This window comes from Pseudomonas khavaziana (genome assembly GCF_019145205.1).
GTDB classification, from domain to species: Bacteria; Pseudomonadota; Gammaproteobacteria; order Pseudomonadales; family Pseudomonadaceae; genus Aquipseudomonas; species Aquipseudomonas khavaziana.
This window is the reverse complement of the sequence record NZ_JAHSTT010000003.1, coordinates 546,403-572,160: the sequence shown is the minus strand read 5'-3', so window position 1 is coordinate 572,160 and position 25,758 is coordinate 546,403. Positions and strand designations below refer to the sequence as shown.

The window sequence follows — 25,758 nt, the reverse complement described above, 5'->3', positions numbered from 1 at the left end:
GGGGGCTTGCTCCCGATAGCAGCGGGTCAGTCAGCATATTTGTTACTGACACACCGCTATCGGAAGCAAGCCCCCTCCCACATTTGATCTCTGCCGCCTGATAGACTGCCCACACTTCCACCGCCCGCGAGCTCCCCCCATGCTCCATGTGTTATTCAGCGTTTACCTGAAGATGCTGGTGCTCTACAGCCCGTTCTTTGTGCTGTCCTGCTTTATCAGCCTGACCCGTGGTTATTCCAGCAAGGAACGTCGGCGCCTGGCCTGGAAGGTGGCCCTGGCGACCCTGGTATCGAGCGTGCTGCTCTACCTGTTCGGTCGGGTGATTTTCAGTGTGTTCGGCATTACCGTGGACGCATTCCGCATCGGCGCCGGCAGTGTGTTGTTCATTTCCGCCCTGGGCATGGCCCAAGGAAAGTCAGCGGTGCAGACCGACAACGTGCAGCAGGATGTGACCATCGTGCCGCTGACCATCCCCCTTACCGTCGGCCCCGGCACCATCGGCGCATTGCTGGTGATGGGCGTCAGCCAACCGCACTGGGATGACAAGCTCACCGCCATTCTCAGCATTGCCCTGGCCAGCCTCACGGTGGGTGTGGTGCTGTACCTGTCCAACCGTATCGAACGCATTCTTGGCGACCAGGGCCTGCAGATTGTCAGCCGCTTGATGGGCCTGTTCGTCTGCGCCCTGGCCGCGCAAATCATCTTTACCGGAGTGCGCGGCTACCTGGTGCCTTAGATCCGGTACTTGGCAATGGCCAACTGCACTTTGTCGCCGGCGCTTTCACGCATCAGTTGGATGGTTTTTTCATTGACCACCGAGGTATTCAGTACCAGACAGGTCTGCCCGCTGAATGCCTCGAACGACGAGCTGTCCCATTCCAGGAAGGGCATGCCCAGGTGTTTGTCCACTCCGTGGGTGCTGTAGGTCACCAGCACCATCATCAATTCACCGTCGTTTTCGGCGCAGGAAGCCAGGCCGAAGTCGCCGCCTTGCTGCACCGTGCTATTGCGCTTGAACAGATCGAAACATGCCGGCCGCTGCTTCAACGCTTCCAGTGCATCCGCAGCCAACTTCGGCAAGGCGCTGACCAATGGCCCCGACAGCGACGTCGACGCCAGCATCGCAGCGATGATATTCAGGGCCGCCAGTTGCACCGTCAGGCCCTTGCCCGCACGCGAGACCCGCTCAAAGCGACTGCGCACCGGCAGCCAACCCAGGCTGACCATGACCTTGATAAATTCGTCGTACCACGCCTCGGTCCCCCGTTGGACCTTCAACACATCGCTCACATAACTGCTGGCCAGCAGGTAGCTTTTGCGAATGTACTCGCGGTTCAGCACAGACAGCCCCTCGGCGAAGGAAATCACGCTGTTGTTGACCACTGCCGCATTGCAGTCGTCCTCGCGATCCAATCTTGAAGCGAGCTGCTTGCCAGGGGCTCCCGGCAGCTTATAGGCAGCGATCAATTTGCGCCTTTTTTTACTGTTGATCCTTCTGTGACGTCGCTCCATTTCCAGTTCTCCACAAGCACCCCACATGGGGCTTACTTGCACCCTAGTCCAGTGCAGGGATAGTTTTCCATGGGACAAACATTCCTTGGCCACACCCACCAAAAACCGTCCCCCAGCAATGACAGGGCGCGGGCACGGGACTTGCGGTTTTCATCGCATGAAAAAGAAAAAGCCCCGGACAACGCCAGGTAAATCCCTGAGTCATTCGGAGCTTTCCGGCGGCCAATGGGCCGTTTTCAGCTGGCGGGTTTTTCGCCATACCAGCGCGGTGTATACACCCACTCACCACCACCGGCACGCGGGAATGTGCAGGTGGTGGATGAGCCGATCAACACCATGGTGCGCATGTCTACCTGCTCGGGCGTGAGCTGCCCCAAGGTGGTGACACGCAGCGTCTGGCCCGGGCGACCGATGTCGCGGCCCAGCACCACTGGCGTTTCAGGCGTGCGGTGCAGTGCGACAATCTCCAGGGCACGCCCCAGTTGCCAGGGACGCGCGCGGGAGATCGGGTTGTAGAACGCCAGGGCCAGGTCAGCCTGGGAGGCGAGGTCCAGGCGCTTTTCAATGATCGACCAGGGTTTGAGGTTGTCCGACAGCGACATCACGCAAAAGTCGTGGCCCAGCGGAGCGCCGGCCTGGGCGGCGGTGGCCAGGGAGGCGGAAACCCCTGGCAGGATTTCCAGGTCGACCTGATGCCAGGCTGGATCGTCGCAGTCGTGCAACGCCTCGATCACCGCAGCAGCCATGGCGAATACACCCGGGTCGCCGGACGACACCACCACCACCGAACGTCCCTGGGCGGCCAGTTCGAAGGCGTGGCGCGCGCGCTGCATTTCTTCGCGGTTGTCGGTGCAGTGTTGCACTTGATCATCACGGAACGGCCCGGCCATGCGCACATAGGTTTCATAACCCAGCACGTCAGTGCAACGCGCCAGTTCTGCCTTGACCGCCGGCACCATCAGCTCGGCGGCGCCAGGGCCCAGGCCGATCACTGCGAGGCGACCACGGGGGCGCCCCACTTGTGACAGATCCACGGGCTGCTCGGCCACGGTGATGCTGATATCCGCAACGGGCGTCAACTGGGCAAAGCGCAGCGGCACACCCAACGCCAACGCGGCCTCATGCAATGAGGCATCGGCCATCTGCAGGTCACTGGCCAACAGGCACGCCAGGGCCTGCACGGCGATCCCCGCGTCACGCAATGCCGTGTGCACACGCTTGGCCAACTGCTTGCCGGGCTTGCAAGTGACGTAGACGTTACGTGGGTAAATCAACAGTTCATTGGCCGCCGGGGTGCGCTCGGCATTACCCACATGGATCGCCAGGCGCGCCCGTTGGTCCTGTGGCAGATTGGCCTGGTCCAACCATGGCGCCGCACCTTCGATGCGCACGCTTTCGCCGGCCAGCAGGTCTGAGACAAAACGCTTGCCCAACTCAATGTCGGCCAGTTGATAACCGGCCGGCGGGTTGAGCAGGCAGGTGCCGAAACGCAGCTCGCCGCTGGTGGTGATGGCGGCGGATACGCCCAATGCCGCAGCGATATCACGCGCCATCACGTTCACGCCGCCCAGACCACCGAGCAGCGGCACCACGGCGCTGCCATCTTCAGCCACGGCCAGCACGGCGGGTTCCTCGCCCTTTTCCAGCAGCAGCGGCGCGAGGGTCCGGATCACAATGCCGGCGGCGCACAACGCAATCAGCGGCGTGCCCAGTTGGTAGAGCTGGCGCAACGTCGCGCCGAACTCGCTGTAAACCTGGTCTGCACCGTCCACCCTTCCAGCCAGACCGTGGATCAACGCGCCTGGGTAAACCTGTTGGATCTTGCGTGCGGTGGCCAAGCTGCCTTGGCCCAGAATCACAATCGCCGGAGTCATCAACCTTGCCACCTTTCACCGGGCACGATGATCAGCGAGAAATACGGCGAGGACGCCGGATCGACCTGATCCAGCGGCACGATCTTCTGGTTGGCCATGGTGGCGCGCTCCACGTACAGCGCACGCCCGGCCAGGCCCAGTTCTTCCAACACCTGGCGCACCTTCGGGAAGTTGCGCCCCAGTTTCATGATCACCGCGGCGTCGGCATCCGCCAGGCGGCGCTTGAGGTCGTCATGGGGCAATACGCCCGAGAGCACCGACAAGCTCTGGTTGCGATACACCAGCGGCGCGCCGAGTACGGAGGCCCCCCCTAGCATCGAACACACGCCCGGAATCACCTGGGCTTCGTAGCGCTCGGCGAGGCGATCGTGCAGGTACATGTAGGAGCCATAGAAGAACGGGTCACCTTCGCAGATCACCGCCACATCGCGGCCCGCATCCAGGTGCGCCGCCACATCAAGGCTGGCATTGTCGTAGAAGTCGCTGATCACTTGTTCATAGGAGAGCGGCGCCGGCAGCACTTCGGTGGTCACCGGGTACACCAGCGGCATCAGGGTTTGCTGCGCGACCAGGTGATCTTCGATGATGCCGAAGGCGTTGCCCTTCTTGCCCTTGGCTACGAAGTACGCCACCACTGGCGATTCACGCAGCAGGCGCAGGGCCTTGAGGGTAATCAGTTCCGGGTCGCCGGGGCCTACCCCCAGGCCGATCAAACGTCCGCGTGCCTGCATTATTCGACCTCCGTGGCGAGCGCATTGACTGCCGCGGCGGCCATGGCACTGCCGCCCAAGCGACCCTGCATGATCACGAACGGGACGCCACGGCTATCCGCCGCCAGCATCGCCTTGGATTCGGCGGCACCGACGAAGCCCACGGGAAAACCCAGGATCAATGCCGGTTTCGGCGCGCCGGCATCCAGCATTTCCAGCAGGTAGAACAACGCGGTCGGCGCGTTGCCGATCACCACCACACTGCCTTCCAGGTGCGGTCGCCACAGTTCCAGGGCGGCGGCGGAGCGGGTGTTGCCCAGTGTGCGTGCCAACTCCGGCACGCTATCGTCACGCAGGGTGCAGATCACCTCGTTATTGGCCGGCAGGCGCGCACGGGTCACGCCTTCGGACACCATCCGCGCATCACACAGAATCGGCGCGCCAGCAGCCAATGCATCGCGCCCGGCCTTGCCGGCGCCTGCGGAGAATTGCAGGCCATCGATCGCCTCGACCATGCCGCACGCATGAATCACCCGCACCGCGAGTTTTTCCAAGTCAGCCGGAATCCGGTCCAACTTGGCTTCCGCGCGAATAATGGCGAAGGAGTTGCGATAGATCTCCTGACCGTCGCGGATGTAATCAATCATTGGTGTTGCTCCGTGGGCGAGCGCGCAGCAAGGCGCCCGCCGCTTCAATGGAAAGAGTGCGCGCGTGCAGCCGGCCGAAACCGGGTTGGGCTGCGTCGCGAAAATAGAGGTCGTAGTGGCCCGGGCTCACCGCCAGCAAGGTGGCCGATGCGGTGTGCGCCGCGGCGCAGGAGCGCGGGCAGCCGGACAGGTGCACCTCGACGCCGGGTTGCAGGGCCGCCAGTTGCACCGCATCGACCTTGGTATCGGCCAGGCCTTTGCCGCAGCCGCTGGAACCGGTACAGGCGATCAGGCGGGCCAGGGGTTGGTCGATCGAGCAGAGAAAGCCCAACTGCGCCAAGCGTTCGGTCACCGCGACAGGGCGTTCGATATTGGGTAGCAACACCCCTTGCCAGGGCGTGAAACGCAACGTTGCGTCGCCATACTCGCTGGCCAGTTGCGCGACGCCCTTGAGCATCAGCGGATCGAGGCGGCCCAATGGCGCGACGGCCGCGACGTAGAACTGGTTTTTCTGCGCCTGTGGATAACTTCCCAGGTGCAGCAAAGCGCCACTGACCGGGCGCTGGAAGCCCTCCACCGACAGCAGTGGCAGGCCCAGGCGGCTCAATACGTTATCCACAGCCAGATGGCGCATGCGCGTTTGCTCGGGCGTCGCCAGGTCGAGAAAGGCTTCCAGCACCGCCACAACCAAGGCATGGCCCTGGTCCAACGGCACCGCCGCCACGGGCGCATCCAGCCCCGGGCAGCCAGCCAGACCGAACGCCAACAGCGTCTGGCCATCGCGTACAAACGCCGATAGCCACAGGTCATGGTGATGTTCAAGCATCGCCAGGGCTTCGCCACCATCGAGCTGTACGGCGAACTTGGCCGACAGTTGATGAAAGCGCGGATGGGTTTGCAGGGTGGCGAGGATCTGCGCGGCTAACGGGCGGGTATCGAACAGCATCTGCGGGTCGATACCGGCGCTGGGGCTGAGCATCAGGTTGCGCACGTCGTCACCCGCGGCGTTGCTCGGCCCAAGGTCCGCAGCCAGCAGCATGGCGATCAGGGCTGGCTGTTCGGCGCCGATGCCGCGGATCTGCAGGTTGGCGCGGTTGGTCGCCTCGATCACTCCGCCCGCATAGGCCTGGGCTGCGTCCGCCACGGCATGGGCCTGGGCGGCACTGATCGAACCACCGGCCAATTTGATCCGGCAAATGCCGCCATCCAACGCCTGGACAATACGCAACAACCCCGGACAGGCCGAGGGGCGCAAGGTATTCACAGCGGGCGTTGGATTCACGGGGCTACCGGTTGACGGGTAAAGGCGCGGTATTATGCCTGCTTTGTCCGGCGGCATGAAAAGCCTGCCCGTCGGATGTCGTTCAAGGAATTGATATGTCGCCCTGGCTGACGGTTGTAGGCATTGGTGAAGACGGCTTCAAGGGCCTGGGCAGGAATGCCCGGCATGCGCTGTTGCGCGCCTCGCGGATTATAGGCGGGCAGCGTCAATTGAACCTGTTGCCGGTGTGTATCCGTGGCGAGCGCCAACTGTGGCCTAGCCCGTTTTCCCTGGAACCGGTGCTGTCGCGGCGTGGCGAGCCTGTGTGCGTGCTGGCCAGCGGCGACCCGATGTTCTATGGCGTGGGCGCCAGCCTGGCGGGGCAGGTGGCGGCGCAGGAACTGTTGATCTTGCCCGCGCCGTCTTCGGTGTCGCTGGCGGCGGCGCGTTTGGGCTGGCCATTGCAGGAGGTGGTGACGTTATCAGTGGTGGCCCGGCCGGTAGCGGCGCTGAATGCGCATCTGGCCAGTGGTATGCGCTTGTTGGTATTGAGCAATGACGGCAGCAGCCCGGCTTCGATTGCATCGCTATTGGTCGAGTCCGGGTTTGGACCCAGCCGATTGAGCGTGTTTGAACACCTGGGTGGCGAGCACGAACGGCGCATCGATGGGTTGGCGCAGTCGTGGGAGCAGACTTCAGTGGCCGACTTGAATCTGGTCGCCATCGACTGCCTGGCGGATGCCAACACACCACGTCTGTCGCGTCTGGCTGGCCTGCCCGACTCGGCCTTCAAACACGATGGCCAACTGACAAAGCGCGATGTGCGCGCCATGACCCTCGCCCGCCTCGCACCGATGCCCGGCGAGCTGCTGTGGGATGTGGGTGCGGGCAGCGGCTCCATCGGCATCGAATGGATGCGCGCCCACCCCAGCTGCCGCGCCTTAGCGATTGAAGCCGACGCAGGCCGCCAAGGTCTGATCGAACACAACCGCGACGTCCTCGGCGTGCCCGGCCTGCAACTGATTCGCGGCAAGGCCCCGGATGCGTTGCTTGGCCTGGAAGCCCCGAACGCCATCTTCATAGGTGGCGGCGTCACCCGTGAAGGCGTGCTCGACACCTGCTGGCAGCACCTGCGTCCCGGTGGTCGACTGGTTGCCAATGCCGTGACCCTGCAAAGCGAAATGACCTTGATGAACTGGCGCGCCGAGCATGGCGGCGAACTGACGCGCGTCCATGTGGCCCAGGCGCAGCCATTGGGCGAGTTCGATACCTGGCGCCAGGCGCTGCCGATCACCCTGCTGGAAGTGGTCAAGCCGCTATGAAACGGATTCTGCTGCTCGGTGGTGTGACGGAAGCGCTGGCCATTGCCCGTACCTTGGGGCCGGAGCATATCTACAGCTTGTCCGGTGTCGGCCGTGTGCCTACCGATCTTACCTGCCAGGTACGTGTCGGCGGCTACGGCGGTCATGAGGGGTTAGCGCAGTTTGTTCGCGATGAGCGCATCAGCCTGATCCTCGACGCCACCCATCCGTACGCGGCGCAGATCAGCCGCAACGCTGTCCAGGCGGCACAGTTGTGCGGTGTGCCTTGCTGGGCGTTGCGGCGTCCGGCATGGCAGCCGCAAGTGGGGGATGACTGGCGGGAAGTTTCCGACTGGGCCGGGCTGATCGAGACGTTGAAACCCTTCAAACGGCCATTGTTCACCCTGGGGCGCGAACCGTTGCAGCATCTCGATGAGATTCCCGCCGAGCAATTCTGGACGCTGCGAGCGCTGGATGTGTATCCGGGCAATGACCGGTGTGAAGTGATCGGCGCACGCGGGCCGTTTCTGATCGAGCACGAGCGAGCGCTGTTTGAACGGCGCGCAATTGATGTGCTGATCAGCAAGAACAGCGGCAGCACCGCCACCGAGCCGAAGCTGGAAGTGGCGCGTGAGCGAAGGGTGCCGGTGCTGGTGTTGAAGCGGCCGGTGTTGCCTGCCGTAGATCGAGAGTTCACCACCGTAGCTGCGTCGCTACAGGCAATACACACCCTTTGAGCAACACGGACCTAATGTGGGAGGGGGCTTGCCCCCGATGGCAGTGGTTCAGCCAGCAATTGAGTAGCTGACACACCGCTATCGGGAGCAAGCCCCCTCCCACATTTGGAATGCGTTGCCTTGAAGATCGGCACCCACTCGATTCCCCGTCTATCCTCAACCCTGCGACACCAAACCACACCGCCCTTTTTTACTTATCACCCCCGATCAGGCTAAATACCCCCTGATCGTTTAACCCTACGGATTATCCGCCATGGCCCGACAACGCTTTGCAATTGCCTGGATCGCCTGCCTTGCAGTGCTGTTCAATGCGTTTGCCATGCCGTTGGCCAGTGCGATGCAGCAGACCGATGACCCGGTCAAGCGCCTGATGTGGGGCAGTTTCTGCTCGTCCAATGGCGCCAGCCTGAAGACGATTGCCTTGGGCAAGCTGGAGATTCCAACACCGCCGGATGATCACTCCGCCATGCAGCATTGCTGGTGTTGCTCGGGCTCGGCGCCGTTGGTGGCGCTGCCGGGGCACGTGCCGCAGTTGTATGTGACGCGGTTTGAAGCGGTGCAAAGCCTGCCGCCACCGTCCCTGCAAAATCCCGCTCCGCGCCAGCAATGGCCAAGTCTTAATCCCCGAGCGTCTCCAACAGCCTGATCTTCTTCGCAAGTGAACTGCGTTTAGAACCGTTCTGGAGAACTGCCATGCTCAAATCTTCCCTGCTTCTGGCTGCGTTGCTGCTGCCGGTGTTCAGTGCTGCCAATGCCGAAGACTACAAGGTCGGCGACCTGCTGGTGAGCGAACCCTGGTCCCAGGAATTACCACCCAATGCGCCGACTGTGGCGGCGTACTTTGTAATTCATAACACCGGGGCTGCCCCGGATCGCTTGCTGAGTGTCGAGACGCCGGTGGCGGACAAGGCCGAACTGCATGAGCATGTGATGCAAGGCGACCTGATGAAGATGCAGCAAGTGCCCAGCGTGGCCGTACCCGCCAAGGGTGAGCTGACCTTCGCGCCAATGGCCTATCACGTCATGCTGCTGGGCCTCAAAGACCGCAGCCTGTTGACCGATGGCAAGCAATTCCCACTGACCCTGACCTTCGAGAAAGCCGGCAAGGTCGAGGTGGAGGTGTCGGTGCAGAAGGTACCGCCGTTGGCCACGCACGAGCATAAGCACACTCACTAGACCAACCCGATGGGCGCCCCCCGCGCCAGGTTGTCTCCGCACCGCCGCCTGATGCGCGGCAGTTGGATCAGCCTGTTCGCCATGCTGATGATCTTTATCGGTCCGCTGATTTCCCAAGCGATGCCGATGGATCATCACGCCGGTATGTCCATGGACATGCCGGCGTGCCACGGCGAACCCAAGCCCGCCAAAGCCCCCGACGAACATCATGTCCTCTGGGAAAAATGCGGCTATTGCAGCCTGCTGTTCAGTTGCCCGGCCCTGCCCGGCAGTGTCTCCTACGTAACGCTCGGCACCCCGCCGCCAGCCAACGCACTCATCCCCGCCCCGCGCCTGGGCCATGCTCGGCAGAGCATCTTCCCCGGCGCCCGCAGCCGCGCGCCGCCCATCACTGCGTAAACACTTCACCGCGTTACTTCACCCGGCCGACTCTAGACAGACAGCCGCAGGCTGCTGGCCGTGTTGTTTACGATTGATTGATGGAATTTGTCATGTCCAGGTTTTCTGCTGACACCCGTTTGGGCGCTGCCCCTGTTTTCGCCGTTCTGTGCGGCGCACTGCTTACCCCCTGCGCCCATGCGCACGAACACGAGTTGAGCCCCACGGTAATCACTGCGATCGCCCCCAGCTCGCCACTCACTGTTGTCACCAACCCCAAAGACCCACGCCAACCGGTGCCTGCCAGCGATGGCGGCGATTACCTCAAGACCATCCCCGGCTTCGCCCTGGTACGCAACGGCGGCACCAACGGCGACCCGGTGCTGCGCGGCATGTTCGGCTCGCGCCTGAATATCCTTACCAACGGCAGCATGATGCTCGGCGCCTGCCCGGGGCGGATGGATGCGCCCACCTCGTACATCTCGCCGGAAACCTACGACCAACTGACCGTGATCAAAGGCCCGCAAACCGTGCTCTGGGGCCCGGGTGCGTCAGCCGGCACCATCCTGTTCGACCGCAAGCCGGAGCAATTCGGCGAGCTGGGTACGCGGGTCAACGCCAGTGTGCTGGCGGGCTCCAACGGGCGTTTCGACAAGGTTATCGATGCCGCTGCCGGTGGGCCACTGGGCTACGTGCGGGTGATCGGCAACCAGGCCCATGCCGACGACTACAAGGACGGCAATAACGACACCGTCGCATCGCGTTATGACAAGTGGAATGGCGATGTGGCAGTGGGCTTCACCCCCGACGCTGACACCTTGCTGGAACTCACCGCCGGCCGCGGCGATGGTGAAGCACGCTACGCCGGGCGCGGCATGGATGGCTCGCAGTTCCTGCGCGAAAGTCTCGGGCTGCGTTTCGAGAAGTCCAATATCGGCGAGGTGCTGGATAAGGTCGAGGCCCAGGTCTACTACAACTATGCCGACCATGTGATGGACAACTACAGCCTGCGCGTCCCCTCGGGCACCGGCATGATGGCAGGTCCCATGGCTTCCAACGTCGACCGCCGCACCCTCGGCGCGCGCATCAAGGCAACCTGGCGCTGGGCCGATGTGCAACTGATCGGCGGCCTGGATGCACAGACCAATGAACACCGTGCACGCAGCAGCATGGGCATCGACACCTACAAGGACCTGCCGCGCAACAAGGACGCCAACTTCCACAACTACGGCGTGTTCGGCGAACTGACCTGGTACGCCGCCGACAATGACCGCCTGATCACCGGCGCGCGCCTGGACCGCGCCTCGGCCAAGGACTTTCGTCAACGCACCGGTTCGGGGATGATGTCGCGACCCAATCCGACCGCTGACGACACCCGCGCCGACACCCTGCCATCGGGCTTCGTGCGCTACGAACATGACCTGGAGGACACGCCCACCACGGTCTATGCCGGCCTGGGCCACGCCGAACGCTTCCCGGATTACTGGGAACTGTTTTCACCCAACACCGGGGCGGTCGGTTCGGTGAATGCCTTCGACGGCGTGAAACCCGAGAAAACCACTCAGCTGGATTTCGGCGCGCAGTACAAAACCGCCGCTCTCGAAGCCTGGGCCTCGGGTTATGTCGGCCAGGTACGCGACTTCATCCTGTTCGATTACCGGCCCGGCATGATGGGCACCACCTCCCAGGCGCGCAATGTCGACGCGCGCATCATGGGCGGCGAATTGGGCGCGGCCTACAAGCTGACCACTCACTGGAAAGCCGACGCCAGTCTCGCCTACGCCTGGGGCAAGAACAGCAGCGATGGCAAGCCACTGCCGCAAATGCCGCCGCTGGATGCTCGTTTCGGCCTGACCTACAGCGAAGACGATTGGAGTGCCGGCGCCTTGTGGCGCGTGGTGGCGGCACAAACCCGCATTGACCAGAACAAGGGCAACGTGGTCGGCAAAGACTACGACAAGAGCGGCGGCTTCGGTGTGTTCTCGCTGAACGCCGCATACCGCATCAATAAAAACTTCAAGGTCAGCACCGGTGTCGACAACCTGTTCGGCAAAGCCTACGCCGAGCATTTGAACCTGGCCGGTAATGCCGGCTTCGGCTACCCGGCCAACGACCCGCAGGCCATCAAGGAGCCGGGGCGTACGCTTTGGACCAAGGTGGATATGAGCTTCTAAAAAACATCGGGGGCAAGCCCCCTCCCACCCTCTGATTTGTGAATACAGTCAAATGTGGGAGGGGCGGTGCGACGATTCGACTTGCCCCCCGATGGCGGTGTAACTGAGACAAAAAAACCAAAGCCTTGCGGAGCCCCTGATGACCACACAAAAGCTCTCCTTCTACAACCTGGCCTGGCGCTGGCACTTCTACGCCGGCCTCTTCGTCGCCCCCTTCATGGTGCTGCTGGCCCTGACCGGCATCATCTATCTGTTCAAACCCCAGCTCGACCCGCTGATGTACGCCGACCTGCTCAACGTGCCCGCCGCCGAACACGCGCTGAGTGCCGACGAGCTGCTGCAACGGGCCAAGACCGCCTACCCCAAGGCCGCGATCAGCAAGTACCTGCCTCCCGTCGACGCCACCAGCAGCGCGCAGTTCGTCATGCAAAAAGATGGGGGCGAAGTCACCCTGTTCATCGACCCCTATCGCGGCATCGTGCTCGGCGAACAGGACGCTAAATACAACCTGCAAGCCATCGCCCGCGCCCTGCATGGCGAGCTGATGGTCGGCACCCTCGGTGATCGCCTGATCGAACTCGCCGCCGGCTGGGGCGTGATGCTGGTGGTGTCCGGCCTGTACCTGTGGTGGCCACGCGGCAAGTCATCGGCCGGTGTGCTGTGGCCTCGTTTGCAAAATCGGGGCCGACTGTTCTGGCGTGACCTGCACGCTGTGGTCGGTTTCTGGGGCGCGGCTTTCTTATTGGTGATGCTGCTCAGCGGCATGACCTGGACCGGCTTCTGGGGCAAGCAATATGCCCAGCTGTGGAACACCTTTCCGGCGGCGATGTGGACAGACGTGCCGCAATCGGATCAGCAGGCGCGCATGCTCAACAGCGCCAGCCAACAGACCGTGCCCTGGGCCATGGAAAACACGCCGATGCCGATGTCCGGCGACCACGCCGAACACATGAACCATGGCGCCATGCATTCGGGCCCTGCCGCCCCCACCATACGCCTGCAACAGGTGGTCGACCTGGCCACCATACGCAAGGTCGAGCCCGGCTACAGCATCACCTTCCCCACCACCGCCACCGGTGTGTTCACCGTCGCCGTGTTTGCCAACGACCCACGCAATGACGCCACCCTGCATATCGACCAATACACCGGCAAGGTCCTCGCCGATGTGCGCTGGCAACACTACAACCTCGTCGCTCGCGCCACCGAGACCGGGGTAATGCTGCATGAAGGCAAGATGTTCGGCTGGGTCAACCAACTGATCGTGCTGCTGATCTGCCTGATGATCCTGCTCAGTGCGATCAGCGGCGTGGTGATCTGGTGGAAGCGCCGGCCACAGGGCGGGCTGGGTGTGCCGCCGCTGCGCCATGACTTGCCGAAGTGGAAAACCGCGATGGTGATCATGCTCGGGCTGGCGATCATTTTCCCGCTGGTGGGGGCGTCGTTGATCCTGGTGTGGGTCTTGGATCGCCTGGTGCTGTCACGCTTTTTTGGCCAAGGTGAATCTGCCTCAGGTTCAGTATGAAACAGGCGAGATGCCCTTGCCAGAGGGCCTCTGTAGCCTTATGCGGACTTTTGCCCCGCAGCCGATAAGTGTTAACTTATAACACTTTCTGCGCTATCGTTACTCGCCGCGCCCTGCGGCGAGTACCTGCCAAGAAGCGATTGATCGACCGATGAACAACTACCTTGCGAGCGGCCTGTGCCTGCTCGCCCTGCATACCAATGCCCAAGCCTTGACCCTGCCTGCCAGCCCCATCACCGCGCCGGCAGTGGATGACGAACGCGTCGATCTGAACACGCCAACCACCGCCGGTTCGCGCCTGAACCTGACAGCGCTGCAAACCCCAGGCAGCATAGAAAGCCAGACCGGCGCGCAGATCCGCGAACGGGGCGATGCCAGCGTGCAGGACGCCATCTCCCGCGCCACCGGCATCAGCCGCACCGGCACGCCAGGGGATGGCGGCACCTCGCTGCAGGCCCGTGGCTTTACCGGCCAAAGCTCGGTGATGCAGCTCTACGACGGCAACCGCATGTACACCGGCATGGGCACCTCGACCTTCCCGGTGGACACCTGGGCCGTGGAACGGGTGGACGTACTGCGCGGCCCGGCCTCGGTGTTGTACGGCGAAGGCGCTACCGGCGCAGTGGTCAATACGATTTCGAAAAAGCCCTTTACGGGGCAGATCGAAAACCACATCCGCCTCGGCTACGGTTCCTACGACCGCCAGCAGCAGGCACTCGATAGCGGCGGTTCGCTGTCCGATACCCTGAGCTATCGCCTGAACCTCAACCGTCTGCGCAGCAACGGTTTTATCGACCGTGGCGACTCCAGCAGTGACTTCATCAGCGGCGCCCTGCGCTGGCAGCCAGCCGACAACCTGAGCTTCACCCTGGCCAGCGACTACGGCGACCAGCGCCCGCAAAACTACTTCGGCACGCCACTGGTCAATGGCCAGTTGCACAAGGGCCTGCGCGACAAGAACTACAACGTCAGCAACGACACCCAGCACTACAACGATCAGTGGACGCGCCTGACCAGCGAGTGGCAACTGAGCGATAACCTCAGCGCGACCAACGAGCTTTACTACCTGAAAAACCAACGCCGTTGGCAAAACGCGGAAAACTACAACTTCACCAACGGCCACCTGACCCGCAGCGGCAATTTCGGCATCAAGCACAATCAGGAACAGGTCGGCGACCGCCAGACCTTCACCTTCAAGCACAGCCTGTTCGGCCTCGACAGCCAGACCGTGGCGGGCGTGGAATACAACCGCATCCGCTTCAGCCTTGCGAGCAATACGCCGTTCAATGACGTGTTGAACAACGGCCAGCCCATCGATCTGCATCACCCCACGCCTGCGCCGTTTGCCAGCCAGGACCCGTTCAAACCGGTGTTCGCCACCACTACCAAGACGGTCGCCGGCTTCGCGGAAAATCGCCTGCAGCTCACGGATAAACTCGCGCTGATCACCGGCATCCGCCGTGACTACGCACACATCGACCGCGACGACCTGCGTACCGGCAGCCAATCCGACAAGACCCTCACCGGTAATAACTGGAAAGCCGGCCTGGTCTATGCGATCACCCCGGACACCTCGGTCTACGGCCAGTACGCTACCAGCACCGATGGCGTCGGCGGGTTGATTTCCCTGAGCCCGAGCCAGCAGCAGTTTGACCTGTCCACCGCCAGGCAGACTGAGGTCGGTATCAAACAAGCGTTCTGGGACGCACACGGTGAATGGACCCTGGCGGCTTACCATATCGTCAAGAAGAAACTGCTGACTGACGTGCCGGGCGACCCGGACCTCAAGCAGCAAGTCGGCCAACAATCCTCCAACGGCCTGGAAGCCAGCCTCGACCTGCAACTGCCAAACGCTTGGCAGTTACAAGCCAACGCCGCCATCGTGCGGGCGCAGTATGACGACTTCAAGCAGGACGTCGGCGGTGTGCAGGTTTCCCGCGATGGCAATCGCCCGGTGGACGTGCCGCGCCGCACCGCCAACCTGTGGCTGAGCAAGGCCGTGACCGACAACGTGCGGGCCGGTGCCGGTGTACGTTACGTCGACGCCCGTTATGCCGACATGGCCAACCAGAACGAGCTGCCGAGCTACACCGTGGTGGATGCCACGCTGTCGTGGAAGGCGATGCGCAATACCACCTTGGGGCTGCAACTGAATAATCTGTTTGATCGCACTTATGCGGTCAGCCAATACAACGATGGGCAGCAGTGGATCCTGGGTGAACCGCGCTCGTTCTTCGTCACTGCTGACTACACCTTCTAACTGAATAAAACACAAACCCCATGTGGGACTTGAGAATACTGATGACCTCACTCACCCTCAGCGAACTTGGCTGGACCCCTCCCGGCCATGACCACTGCCATCACCAGTTCCAACTGCGTGAAGCCAGCCTGCAAGTCGCTGCCGGGGAGTTTGTCGGGCTGATCGGGCCCAACGGCAGTGGCAAGACCAGCCTGTTGCGCTGCGCCTACCGGTTCACCCGGCCGGAGCATGGCGATGTGTCGCTTGAACACCGGAACGTCTGGAAGCAAAGCGCAAAGTGGTGTGCACAACGTATCGCAGTGGTACTGCAGGAGTTCCCTGACGCGTTCGGCTTGCGGGTGGATGAGGTGGTCGCCATGGGGCGCACGCCCCACAAGGGTCTGTTCGACAGCGACACGTTGCACGACGGGCAATTGATCCGGCACGCGCTGGAATCGGTCGGCATGCAGGATTTCGCAGACCATGCCTTCGTCACCCTCTCGGGCGGCGAAAAACAGCGCGTCATCCTCGCCCGCGCCCTGGCCCAGCAACCCCAACTGTTGATCCTGGATGAACCCACCAACCACCTCGACTCACGCTACCAGCTGGAGCTGTTAAAACTCGTCAAGCGCCTGGACATCGGCACCCTGGCGAGCATCCACGACCTGAACCTGGCGGCGGCCTTCTGTGATCGTCTGTACGTGATCAACCACGGGCGCATCGTCGCCAGCGGCACACCTCACGACGTGCTGACCACCGCGTTGCTGCGCGAGGTATTTGGCGTCGAAGCGTTGATCGACCCCCACCCTTTGGCCGGATACCCCCGAATCACCTGGATAACCCAACCATGATCCTGCGTGCCTTACTGTCGCTCGCCCTGTTGTTCGGCCCGGCCCACGCCTTCGCCGAAGCCACCCGTTACCCGCTGACCATCCAGAGCTGCAACCGCGACGTGACCTTCCAGCAAGCCCCGCAACATGCGGTCAGTCACGACATCAACATGACCCAGATGATGCTCGCCCTGGGCCTTAAGCCGCACATGGCCGGATACAGCGGCGTGAGCGGCTGGAAGTCAGTGCCGCCGGACATGGCCACGACTCTCGACGGCCTGCCGGAACTGGCGAGCAAATACCCGTCGGTGGAAACCCTGCTCAACGCCAATGTGGATTTCTTCTTCGCCGGCTGGGACTACGGCATGCGCGTGGGTGGCGACCTCACGCCGCACACCCTGCAACCCTTGGGCATCAATGTGTATGAGCTGACCGAGTCATGCGCGTTCGTGATGAAGCGCCCAGCCGCAAGCCTGGACGACACCTATAACGACCTGCGCAACCTGGGCAGGATCTTCGACGTGCAGGAGCGCGCCAATGCCTTGATCGCGCAGATGCAGGCACAGGTGGCCGAGGTGCAAAAACACCTGCCCCCCGATAAGCCACGGGTGTTCCTGTATGACAGCGGCGAAGACCGCGCCATGACCTCGGGCCGCCTGGGCATGCCCCAGGCGCTGATCGACGCCGCCGGCGGGCGCAACATCCTCGAAGACATCGACGCCAGCTGGACCCGGGTCAACTGGGAAACCGTGGTGGAGCGTAACCCGCAGGTCATCGTGATCGTCGACTACAGCGAAATCACTGCCGAGCAGAAAAAGCACTTCCTGCTGAACAACCCGGCCCTGCAAGCGGTGGACGCGATCAGGCACCAGCGCTTTATCGTGATCCCCTATGTGCAGGCCACGCCAGGTATCGACAATGTGCTGGCGGTTGAAACCCTGGCGAAGGGGTTCCACGGCGAATGATCACCCGTCGCTACCTGCTGTTATTGGGCGCCCTTGGTGCGTTGTTGCTGGTCTCCTGCGTGACCTCCCTGGGGTTCGGCCCGGCGCGGGTGCCGGTGGACGTGGTAGGACGGATTCTGCTGAACAAGGCATTCGGTCTTGGTGCGGTGGACTGGAGCATGGGCCAGGAACATATCGTCTGGCTGATCCGTGTGCCGCGCATGCTGCTGGGCGCGCTGGTGGGCGCCGGGCTGGCGTTGATCGGCGCGGTGTTGCAGGCGGTCACGCGCAACCCGCTGGCCGACCCACACCTGCTCGGCGTAACCTCCGGCGCCACCCTCGGCGCAGTAATCGTGGTGCTGCATGTGGGTGAGATCATCGGTCTGTTGACCTTGCCCATCGCCGCGTTCATGGGTGCGCTGCTGAGCATGCTGGTGGTGCTGGCCGTGGCCAGTCGCAATGGCCGCCTGGACAGTGATCGCCTGCTGTTGTGCGGTGTAGCGGTGTCGTTTGTGATGATGGCGATGGCCAACCTGTTGCTGTTCATGGGCGACCACCGCGCCGCCTCGGCGGTGATGTTCTGGATGCTGGGCGGCCTGGGGCTGGCGCGCTGGGAACTGTTGTCGATTCCCGCCATCACGGTGGTCTTGGGGCTGGCCCTGCTGCTGGGCATGGCGCGACCGCTCAATGCCTTGATGGCTGGCGAACAGACCGCCGTGACCCTGGGCCTGAACGCACGCAACGTGCGGTTCAAAGTGTTCTTGATCGCATCGCTGATGACCGGCGTGCTGGTGTCGATCAGCGGCTCCATCGGCTTTGTCGGTCTGATGGTGCCGCACATCGCCCGGCGCCTGGTGGGTGCCGAGCATCGGCGCTTGCTACCCGTGTGCGTACTGCTGGGCAGTGTGTTCCTGGTGTGGGTCGACGTCGCGGCACGCACCCTGATCGCCCCCGAAGACCTGCCGATTGGTGTGGCGACGGCAGCGATTGGCGGGCTGTTTTTTATTGGCCTGATGCGCAAGCGCTGAGTTCATAGCTCATCTTTTGTGCGTGCATACCAGAACTCATCGGTTGGCGGTTCTGCCCGCACCCCGTTGCTGCTCCACTCCCGGTCCAGCGGGCCGATACGTGTCCAGAACGCATCGGTCATCAACACCGACAGTTTGCCCAGTACCCTGAGTTGGTTCACCAGCACGTGAGGGGCCGGCGCAGGCCCTGAGCTGAGCAGGCGGCTTTCAGTGAGTGAAAGCGCGGGCACGTATTTGAGCAGGGCCCCGCCGCGGCAAGACAGGTAACAACTCTCAGCCCGGGGGGCATTGTTCTTGATCACCACCAGGCTATCGCGCAAGTCATCCTTGGAGACGAAATTCTCCAGCAGGTCTTTGTCTATCTGCTCATGGCTGGACGTCGACGCAATCGCCTTGTAAAACCGGTGGACCGCGACAATTTTATGGGTGCCCAGTACATGGCCCGCCGGTACGTCAAATCCGGCGTGGCCAATCCAGAAAAACCTTGCCAGCGTGGACATGCCGTTTATCAGCCCCTGATCCTCCACCGGTTCGATCGCCACGTACCCCTGCCCTGGCTCTGGCTCCAGGACCGCACCCAGGTATTGCCTGGACTGGAACGGGGCCACCAGCCCCTGGGCATAATGGGCGGCATCATCGGGGTAAAAAAACAACGGGCCGCAGAACGAGTGAAAAAACGGATCATCCACCAATGCATGGGGCGTTTTCTTTGGCACCCAATTGGCAGTGACCCGTTCTTTCCTGCCCCATATTTCACTGTTCACCCGTACGTGCAGCTCACCGGCACTCGCCAGGCGACGCACGTAGTCGCGCACCTTGAGGGTGCCTTCAAGCAATCGAGTACGGTCCAGATGGGCCTCGCCCGTTACCCTGTGCAGTGGCGTGCTTCGGGGAAGTACGTACTTGAGCAACGCACCGTCAGCGCACACCAGGTACAGCGGCAGGCTTTCCCCGTTGCGCGCGTAGGTGAGGAAGCTCAGCGCCTTGACGATGGCAGGGGGCGCAAAGAAACTGTGCGCCATTTCATCATCGGCAGACGCAATGGCAACGGTGGAGGCACACAGGTACAGGCCATCAAGCACATAACCCTGAGGCAACTGACCGCCGACAAACACTTGGGTGAGATCGGCGAGATCTTCTCGAACCAACGCCAGGGTTGTCATGTACAACGGTTTGTTCACCGATTTGAGTACGTAACCGAATGCCACTTCGGCTTGCGGCTTGTACAAGCGCTGGGCGTGACGGACGGCATCATACGCCTGGGTGAACAGGGGCCCGCAGGGCGGGTCAAGGAATACGGCGCGAATCGCTCTGGCGTCGGTTTGAGGTTGATTGGCCAGAAAACTCACCTTCACCGTCCTCGGCGGTCCCCATACCCGGTCGCCCTCCACCACACGTAATTCACCGGCCTTCGCCACCTGCGTCACGAAGTCCGCAGGCGAAAGTGCCCCGCTGCGTATTTGCTGCTCGATGAGGTTATCGCCGTAGTCCGCCCTCACCGGGTTCAGCGGCGCCACACGCTGCATGAGCAACGACTCCTCCGCGGCGCTGGACAACTGGTAACTGAGGATCGAGCCCCTTGCACCGAACACGTACTCCCGATTGAGGTAGCGCTCACGGTGCAAGAATGATCCCAGTACGGCGCTCGGTATCATGGTCTGGTAAATGGCTTTTTCAGTCGCGGACAGCAGCATCGGTACCTCCTGGTCCACCAGGGACCGATACCGCGCCACAATCGTACTACCTCCCGGATACAACCCCGCCGCAACCGTCTGCTCAGGGTAGATCCAATTCAGCGCAAACCCCTGGGGCGGCAGCGCCAGGGGCTCCGTCGCCACGAACAGCCCGTTGACCAGTCTGAGCACTACGCCGCCATAGGCCCGACGATAGCCGTTGTTCAGCCGCGCCGCTGCGTGGCGGGCTGCATCATCGGCACTCGCAAAGGAAGGGCTCAACCGACGCGGCATCAGGGTTTCGTAACCGCCCCATGTAGCGGCGACCACGCCTTTTTTATCCCAATACTGGCTGGTACGTACGACAGTGAGCATGCCTTTGAGCACCCACTCCCTGAGGAAGTCCAAGGGTGGCTTCTGACCGGAGTTCAACTGTTCCTGCGCCTGGGTCAATAACGTATCTGCCGGGCCGCCACTGCTCACATCAAGGGGTGCCGGCACATACCGCAACAGCGCACCATCGAGGGTCGAAAAATACAACGCCGGTTTTTTCACGCCTGCTCGATCAGCCGCAAAGATCGCGGTATACAGCACATCCGGCGTGACAAAAAACAGCGTCAGCCAAGCGTTCGAAGTATTCAACCCCGCAGGCGACCATTGCTGCGAGCGAAACAGTCCGTGCACTTCAAACCCATCGGGCAGCCGATAGCCGCCGCCATCCTTGCGCTCAAACAAACGGTTGAGATTGAACAGCGCGTCCTGAGCAGTGACGCCCACAATCTGACTCGCAATGTACTGCTCCTGCTCCTTGTGTTTGAGAATGAAGGCGAAGCAGGCAGAATCAGCGTAATTGCGCCCGTGCACTCGCCCATGCAAGTTGTTGGCAGCCTCATCGGCGCTGGGAAACACGGCGCCGTAGGTGACATAGTCAGGTGGGCCGGATCGCGGGGCGTAGGTGTAGTTGGGCGTCCAGTCGTTGTAGACCACCGAACGCGGGCCCCACAGCGCATTGCCTTCTATAACCCTCAAGTCTGCTGCCTCAGCCAGGCGCCAGACCCAATCGGCAGGTCTGATCCGCCCGCTGTCGAGGCGTTTGCCGAGGCTGTTGTCACCGGCCTGGGGGCCGAGGTTGGCCAACAGCAGGCTTTCCTGGGACGAGTTGTTCGGGGTGAACTCCAACAGGCAGTCCTGCGCCCCCGACAGATACGCCGGCCGGCCAGCCGGGATGATCGAGTAGATTTCGGCGGTGCTGAACACCTGCTGGTTGATCTGCGCCTCGTCGCGGGTCCAGCCGCGCTGTGCCACCGCCACCGGATCGGCCATCGACAGGGCCAGGTGCGAACCATAGCGCCCATGCAGCACATAGGGTTCCGGCGGGATCAAAGGCCCGGCGTGGCCCAGAGGGAAAAACAACGTAAAGGCAAAGGGGTTGGCGGCGCTGGCAATGGGCTCGGTAATGACAAAACGACCATCTTCGCCCTTGAGCACATAACCGCCGTAGTAGCGGTCGCGCCAGTTGCCGATTTGCTCATGGGCATACACCGCCGCATCCCGTGCCGAGAGAAACGAACGGCTCAAGGTTGCCTTGTAGAACGACGTCAACAGGTCGGAGCGGTTATCCACACTGCCCACCTTGCGCCACAAGCCACCGGCCTGCACCACCGCCAGCTCGGTTGCCGCAATGACCCTGCGCACATAGTCTCGCGGGCTCAAGGTGCCGCTGAGCAGGGCGGCCTGTGCACCGTTGTCGTTCAGCTCGCCCTCGCTGCCCTGCCGGACCAGCTCACTGGTGGACGTGGCCTCGGGCACCTTGAATGCCAGCAGGGCACCGTCCGAGGCTTGCATATACAGGGACAAACCACGACCCGGGTTCTGGATTTCCAGAGTGCCTCGCGCCTGCCGAGTCGCCGCCACTATTTGTGCCGGTGTAAAGAAGGTACTGGCCAGCCACTTTTCCCGCGCCGCGACTTCGTGGGTCTGGTAAAAACTGGTGAAGTAGATGGCCTCCAGCCGGTAGTGGGAAGGCAACCGAAGCTTACCGTTGGGGCGTTTGGGAAACACCTCGTTGAGCGAGAACAGCGGTTGACGCTTGGGCGTCGCCAAGGTTGCAACGTAGGCGTCCTCACGGCTGTGCTTGAGTACAAACCCGACCTTGGCGCCCTGGTCGGACGCACCGGCCAGCAGCAGTGCACGCAACACGGCCGTTTCAGGGGTTGGGAACACCGCAGTGAAAAACGGCAGTTGTTGCACGACTGTCGCCGGCATCCTGATCCGCCAGCCGTGGGTGATACGGCCGCGCACGCCGCCCCACACCGGATGCGCGATGATCACCCAGAGCTCGCCGGCCTCGGCCAGTTTCCAGATCAGATGTTCGAAATCACTGGCGGGCTCAAGCGTCCCGTCACGCAACTGCTGCTCCAGTTTTTTTTCCGTCGTCGAACCGCTGCTGACGTATTTGAGCAACACGTTATCGGGCCCGGAAAAATAGTGGGTCTTGGCGAACGCCCGCTGCTTGAAGCTGAAGAGTTGGTCGGCCACCGAATAGTAGTTGTTGAACAGCAGCACCTGGTCGGCCGTAAAGCTGGGAAACATGCCCTGGATTTGCGCGGCATCGGCAGGATGAGAATGGTAGAAGGCCTCGGCGACATAATCGCCAGGGGCGATAAAGCGGCCTTCGCTGTCCTTGGCCAACACCAGCCCATGATCAAAGCTGTTGCGTTGGTCCGGTACAGGATGGGTGGCGTAGTAGCGGCCTGCGCGCTTGAGAATGACACCGCCATACTCGACATCACGGCGCTCGCCGATGGCGGCATGTGCCCAGCACGCGGCGTCGTCGGCACTGATAAAGGCTGGGCTCAAGCGTGGTGACGGTTTTTCAAGCGCTGGGGGAGCGACAGCAAATCGTCCTGCCCGTGGCCATGCTGTCCCGACCTGCACCACGTTCAACTCCCCCAACCTGGCCATTTTCTCGACAAACTGGGCAGGGGTAAACGTGGCCTCTTTCATTTGTTTTTCCACCACGTTTCCATCATCGGAAAGGAACTGGGCTTCTGCCTCCGAGCCGGAAAAGGTGTAGGACAATAGCGCACCATCGGCACTTCGCAACATCAGCGTCAGACGCCGATGAGGGTCGTACAACGCAGGGTCGGCACGCCACTGGGCAAGCGCGGCAGCCAACAGTGAGGGGGTGAAAAAATACTTGTGCTGCCACACTTCTTTCGGCTGCACCCGGCAATAAACCCTATCAATCCGAAAGTTGGACGGCAGGCGTGCGCGGCCCTCGGCGCGTTTCATAAACAGCCCCTCGGGGGGTACCAGGCGTTGCTGCTCCCAGGCAGGAACGGGAGCGATGTACTCGTCCTTGCCGATTGCCTTGAGTACATACCCGAAGACGGGCCGGGCCGACGCCGTGATATTCATCGGCAGTAGCTTTTCCAGATCCCGACCTGGGAATACCGACGTAAACAATGGCTGCAGTGCCTGCCCTCCGGCCAATCGCTCCCCCATGCGCCAGTCTTTGTCGACACGCCCGCGTACACCGCCCCAAACGGCGTTGGCTACCAGCACCGAAAACTCGCCCGCTTCGGCCAACTGCGGGATGACGTCTTCGTGCAGATCCATATCCCCGGGGTCGCCATCGTCCAAGCGCTTTAAAAACGCCAGTTCCTTGGGCGAACCGCTGGCCACGTACTTGAGCAGCGAGCCTTCGGGCCCGGACAAGTAATGGGTGCCGGCGATGTGACGAAAACGAATCATGACTTGCATGTCGGGAGGCGAAAAAAACCCGAGCAGGAGGGTGCGCTCATCGGCGGTAAAGTGCGTGCCCTCATATGCGGCGTAATCAAGCGGATGGGAATGATAGATCGCCGCACACGTATAACCCGACGGCAAGATAAGCGTGCCGTCATCCGCCGTAGCGAAGACTTCGTTCAGGGTAAATGACGAGGTCTTACCCGGCTGTGGTGTTGTCGCGGCATAACGGTTCTCGCGCTTGAGAATCACACCGCCGTACTCTCTGTCGCGCTGATCGCCTATTTGCTCATGCGCCCAATACGCGGCGTCATCGGCACTGATAAAAGGCGGGCTCAAAAGCGGCAAATGAACGGCCTGGTTTGACGGGTGGGCTGCAGTACTGGGGATCTTTTCCATAAAAGCTCTCGCGCAAGAAGGAGCGAAGGCGCATCGCATGCGCCTTACCTGAACCCTCATGCTGGAACATCCCTGCACGGTGCTTGCGGCGCATATCTATCTTCATGCCCCGTTTTAGCGCCTCGCATGCACTTTGCCGCCATTGCGGCGCCAAGCTAGTGCACGCCCTTGCCAACACCCACAGCAATCACTCAAAGGCGACGGTGGTTCGCGCCGCAGGCACAGCCTTTGCAAAGTCCGGTGTATCTGCCCCCATAAAAATATCGGTTTACGGAGATCGCACCATGCAGCGTCGTAGCTTGATCAAGGCTTTTACTTTGTCGGCATCCATTGTCGCGATGGGTTTGACCTGGACCGTGCAGGCCGCCGAGACCATCAAGGTCGGCATCCTGCACTCGTTGTCCGGGACCATGGCGATCTCCGAGACTTCGCTTAAAGACATGGCGCTGATGACCATCGACGAGATCAACGCCAAGGGCGGCGTGAACGGCAAGATGCTCGAACCGGTGGTGGTAGACCCCGCCTCCAACTGGCCGCTGTTCGCCGAGAAAGGCCGGCAACTGCTGACCCAGGACAAGGTTGCCGTAGTGTTCGGCTGCTGGACCTCGGTATCGCGTAAATCGGTATTGCCGGTGTTTGAAGAACTCAACGGTTTGCTGTTCTACCCGGTGCAGTACGAAGGCGAAGAGATGTCGCCGAACGTGTTCTACACCGGCGCGGCGCCGAACCAGCAGGCGATCCCGGCGGTGGAGTACCTGATGAGCGAAGATGGCGGCGGCGCCAAGCGCTTCTTCCTGCTCGGCACCGACTACGTGTACCCGCGCACCACCAACAAAATCCTGCGCGCGTTCCTGCATGCCAAAGGTGTGGCCGACAAAGATATCGAAGAGGTCTACACCCCATTCGGCCATGCCGATTACCAGACCATCGTTGCCAACATCAAGAAGTTCTCTGCCGGCGGCAAGACCGCAGTGGTCTCCACCGTCAATGGCGACTCCAACGTGCCGTTCTACAAGGAGCTGGCCAACCAGGGCTTGAAAGCCACCGACGTACCGGTGGTGGCGTTCTCGGTGGGTGAAGAAGAACTGCGCGGCATCGACACCAAGCCGCTGGTGGGCAACCTCGCGGCGTGGAACTACTTCCAGTCGGTGGAGAACCCGGTGAACCAGAAATTCGTCGCCGACTGGAAAGCCTACGCCAAGAAACACAACCTGCCGGGTGCGGACAAAGCCGTGACCAACGATCCGATGGAAGCCACTTACGTGGGCATCCATATGTGGGCCCAGGCGGCGGAGAAAGCCAAGTCCACCGACGTCGACAAAGTGCGTGAAGCCCTGGGCGGCCAGACCTTTGCTGCACCGTCGGGCTTCACCCTGACCATGGACAAGACCAACCACCACCTGCACAAGCCGGTGATGATCGGTGAGATCCAGGCTGATGGGCAGTTCTCGGTGGTGTGGCAGACCCAGGAGCCGATTCGGGCGCAGCCGTGGAGCCCCTACATTCCGGGCAATGACAAGAAGCCCGATCACGCCGTGAAGAGCAACTAAGCCTCGCCACAGATCAAATGTGGGAGGGGGCTTGCTCCCGATTGCGGTGTATC

Annotated in this window: 19 protein-coding genes; 13 read left to right on the top strand and 6 right to left on the bottom strand. The window is 62.0% G+C overall.

Features of this window, described 5'->3' with window-relative positions; genetic code table 11:
- The first annotated feature begins 139 nt into the window (after nt 1–139).
- Nucleotides 140–736, top strand: coding sequence for a MarC family protein (locus tag KVH01_RS10545; protein ID WP_003171467.1), 597 nt, complete (start codon nt 140–142; stop codon nt 734–736).
- Here KVH01_RS10545 and KVH01_RS10540 read toward each other — a convergent pair.
- The 5 genes from KVH01_RS10540 to cobG form a co-directional block, all read right to left on the bottom strand.
- Nucleotides 733–1,512 (bottom strand): hypothetical protein, encoded by a 780-nt coding sequence (locus tag KVH01_RS10540; protein WP_217881378.1) that lies wholly within the window; start codon nt 1,510–1,512, stop codon nt 733–735. The genes KVH01_RS10545 and KVH01_RS10540 overlap by 4 nt on opposite strands.
- 236 nt (nt 1,513–1,748) lie before the next feature.
- On the bottom strand, nt 1,749–3,386 hold the full coding sequence (gene cobJ, locus KVH01_RS10535) for a precorrin-3B C(17)-methyltransferase (protein WP_217881377.1): 1,638 nt from the start codon (nt 3,384–3,386) through the stop codon (nt 1,749–1,751).
- Nucleotides 3,386–4,117: a precorrin-2 C(20)-methyltransferase gene (locus KVH01_RS10530; RefSeq protein ID WP_217881376.1), complete on the bottom strand. Its 732-nt coding sequence runs from the start codon at nt 4,115–4,117 to the stop codon at nt 3,386–3,388. Before KVH01_RS10530 ends, cobJ begins: the two co-directional genes overlap by 1 nt.
- Nucleotides 4,117–4,743 (bottom strand): precorrin-8X methylmutase, encoded by a 627-nt coding sequence (locus KVH01_RS10525; protein ID WP_217881375.1) that lies wholly within the window; start codon nt 4,741–4,743, stop codon nt 4,117–4,119. The genes KVH01_RS10530 and KVH01_RS10525 overlap by 1 nt, the downstream gene beginning before the upstream one ends.
- On the bottom strand, nt 4,736–6,082 hold the full coding sequence (gene cobG, locus KVH01_RS10520) for a precorrin-3B synthase (RefSeq protein ID WP_217881374.1): 1,347 nt from the start codon (nt 6,080–6,082) through the stop codon (nt 4,736–4,738). The genes KVH01_RS10525 and cobG overlap by 8 nt, the downstream gene beginning before the upstream one ends.
- Nucleotides 6,083–6,120: 38 nt before the next feature.
- Between cobG and cbiE the strand changes: the two genes are divergently transcribed.
- The 11 genes from cbiE to KVH01_RS10465 all read left to right on the top strand — a co-directional run bounded on the left by cbiE (nt 6,121) and on the right by KVH01_RS10465 (nt 18,333).
- Nucleotides 6,121–7,326, top strand: a complete 1,206-nt coding sequence (gene cbiE, locus KVH01_RS10515) for a precorrin-6y C5,15-methyltransferase (decarboxylating) subunit CbiE (protein WP_217881373.1) — start codon at nt 6,121–6,123, stop codon at nt 7,324–7,326.
- Entirely contained in the window at nt 7,323–8,042 is a 720-nt protein-coding gene (locus tag KVH01_RS10510) for a cobalt-precorrin-6A reductase (protein WP_217881372.1), read from the top strand. The genes cbiE and KVH01_RS10510 overlap by 4 nt, the downstream gene beginning before the upstream one ends.
- 253 nt (nt 8,043–8,295) lie before the next feature.
- Nucleotides 8,296–8,688 carry a DUF2946 domain-containing protein gene (locus tag KVH01_RS10505; RefSeq protein WP_217881371.1) on the top strand — a complete coding sequence of 131 codons (393 nt, stop codon included), beginning with the start codon at nt 8,296–8,298 and terminating at the stop codon, nt 8,686–8,688.
- Nucleotides 8,689–8,735: 47 nt separating this feature from the next.
- Nucleotides 8,736–9,218 carry a copper chaperone PCu(A)C gene (locus KVH01_RS10500; RefSeq protein ID WP_043049462.1) on the top strand — a complete coding sequence of 161 codons (483 nt, stop codon included), beginning with the start codon at nt 8,736–8,738 and terminating at the stop codon, nt 9,216–9,218.
- Nucleotides 9,219–9,227: 9 nt separating this feature from the next.
- Nucleotides 9,228–9,617: a DUF2946 domain-containing protein gene (locus tag KVH01_RS10495; protein WP_043049461.1), complete on the top strand. Its 390-nt coding sequence runs from the start codon at nt 9,228–9,230 to the stop codon at nt 9,615–9,617.
- A 92-nt stretch (nt 9,618–9,709) separates the two neighbouring features.
- A complete protein-coding gene (locus KVH01_RS10490) occupies nt 9,710–11,770 on the top strand; it encodes a TonB-dependent copper receptor (protein WP_217881370.1) in 2,061 nt (686 codons plus the stop codon).
- Between the two features lie 139 nt (nt 11,771–11,909).
- Complete coding sequence (locus tag KVH01_RS10485) at nt 11,910–13,292, top strand: PepSY-associated TM helix domain-containing protein (protein WP_217881369.1); 1,383 nt, start codon at nt 11,910–11,912, stop codon at nt 13,290–13,292.
- A 151-nt stretch (nt 13,293–13,443) separates the two neighbouring features.
- Nucleotides 13,444–15,552, top strand: coding sequence for a TonB-dependent receptor (locus KVH01_RS10480; protein ID WP_217881368.1), 2,109 nt, complete (start codon nt 13,444–13,446; stop codon nt 15,550–15,552).
- 41 nt (nt 15,553–15,593) lie between these two features.
- On the top strand, nt 15,594–16,382 hold the full coding sequence (locus KVH01_RS10475) for an ABC transporter ATP-binding protein (RefSeq protein ID WP_217881367.1): 789 nt from the start codon (nt 15,594–15,596) through the stop codon (nt 16,380–16,382).
- Nucleotides 16,379–17,326 (top strand): ABC transporter substrate-binding protein, encoded by a 948-nt coding sequence (locus KVH01_RS10470; protein ID WP_217881366.1) that lies wholly within the window; start codon nt 16,379–16,381, stop codon nt 17,324–17,326. Before KVH01_RS10475 ends, KVH01_RS10470 begins: the two co-directional genes overlap by 4 nt.
- Nucleotides 17,323–18,333, top strand: coding sequence for a FecCD family ABC transporter permease (locus KVH01_RS10465; protein WP_217881365.1), 1,011 nt, complete (start codon nt 17,323–17,325; stop codon nt 18,331–18,333). Before KVH01_RS10470 ends, KVH01_RS10465 begins: the two co-directional genes overlap by 4 nt.
- A 2-nt stretch (nt 18,334–18,335) precedes the next feature.
- Here the strand turns inward: KVH01_RS10465 and KVH01_RS10460 are convergent, their stop codons facing one another.
- On the bottom strand, nt 18,336–24,155 hold the full coding sequence (locus KVH01_RS10460; protein WP_217881364.1) for a DUF4329 domain-containing protein: 5,820 nt from the start codon (nt 24,153–24,155) through the stop codon (nt 18,336–18,338).
- Nucleotides 24,156–24,439: 284 nt separating this feature from the next.
- On the opposite strand from KVH01_RS10460, the gene urtA reads away from it, so the two are divergent.
- Nucleotides 24,440–25,705: an urea ABC transporter substrate-binding protein gene (urtA, locus tag KVH01_RS10455; protein WP_217881363.1), complete on the top strand. Its 1,266-nt coding sequence runs from the start codon at nt 24,440–24,442 to the stop codon at nt 25,703–25,705.
- The last annotated feature ends 53 nt before the right edge of the window (nt 25,706–25,758 follow it).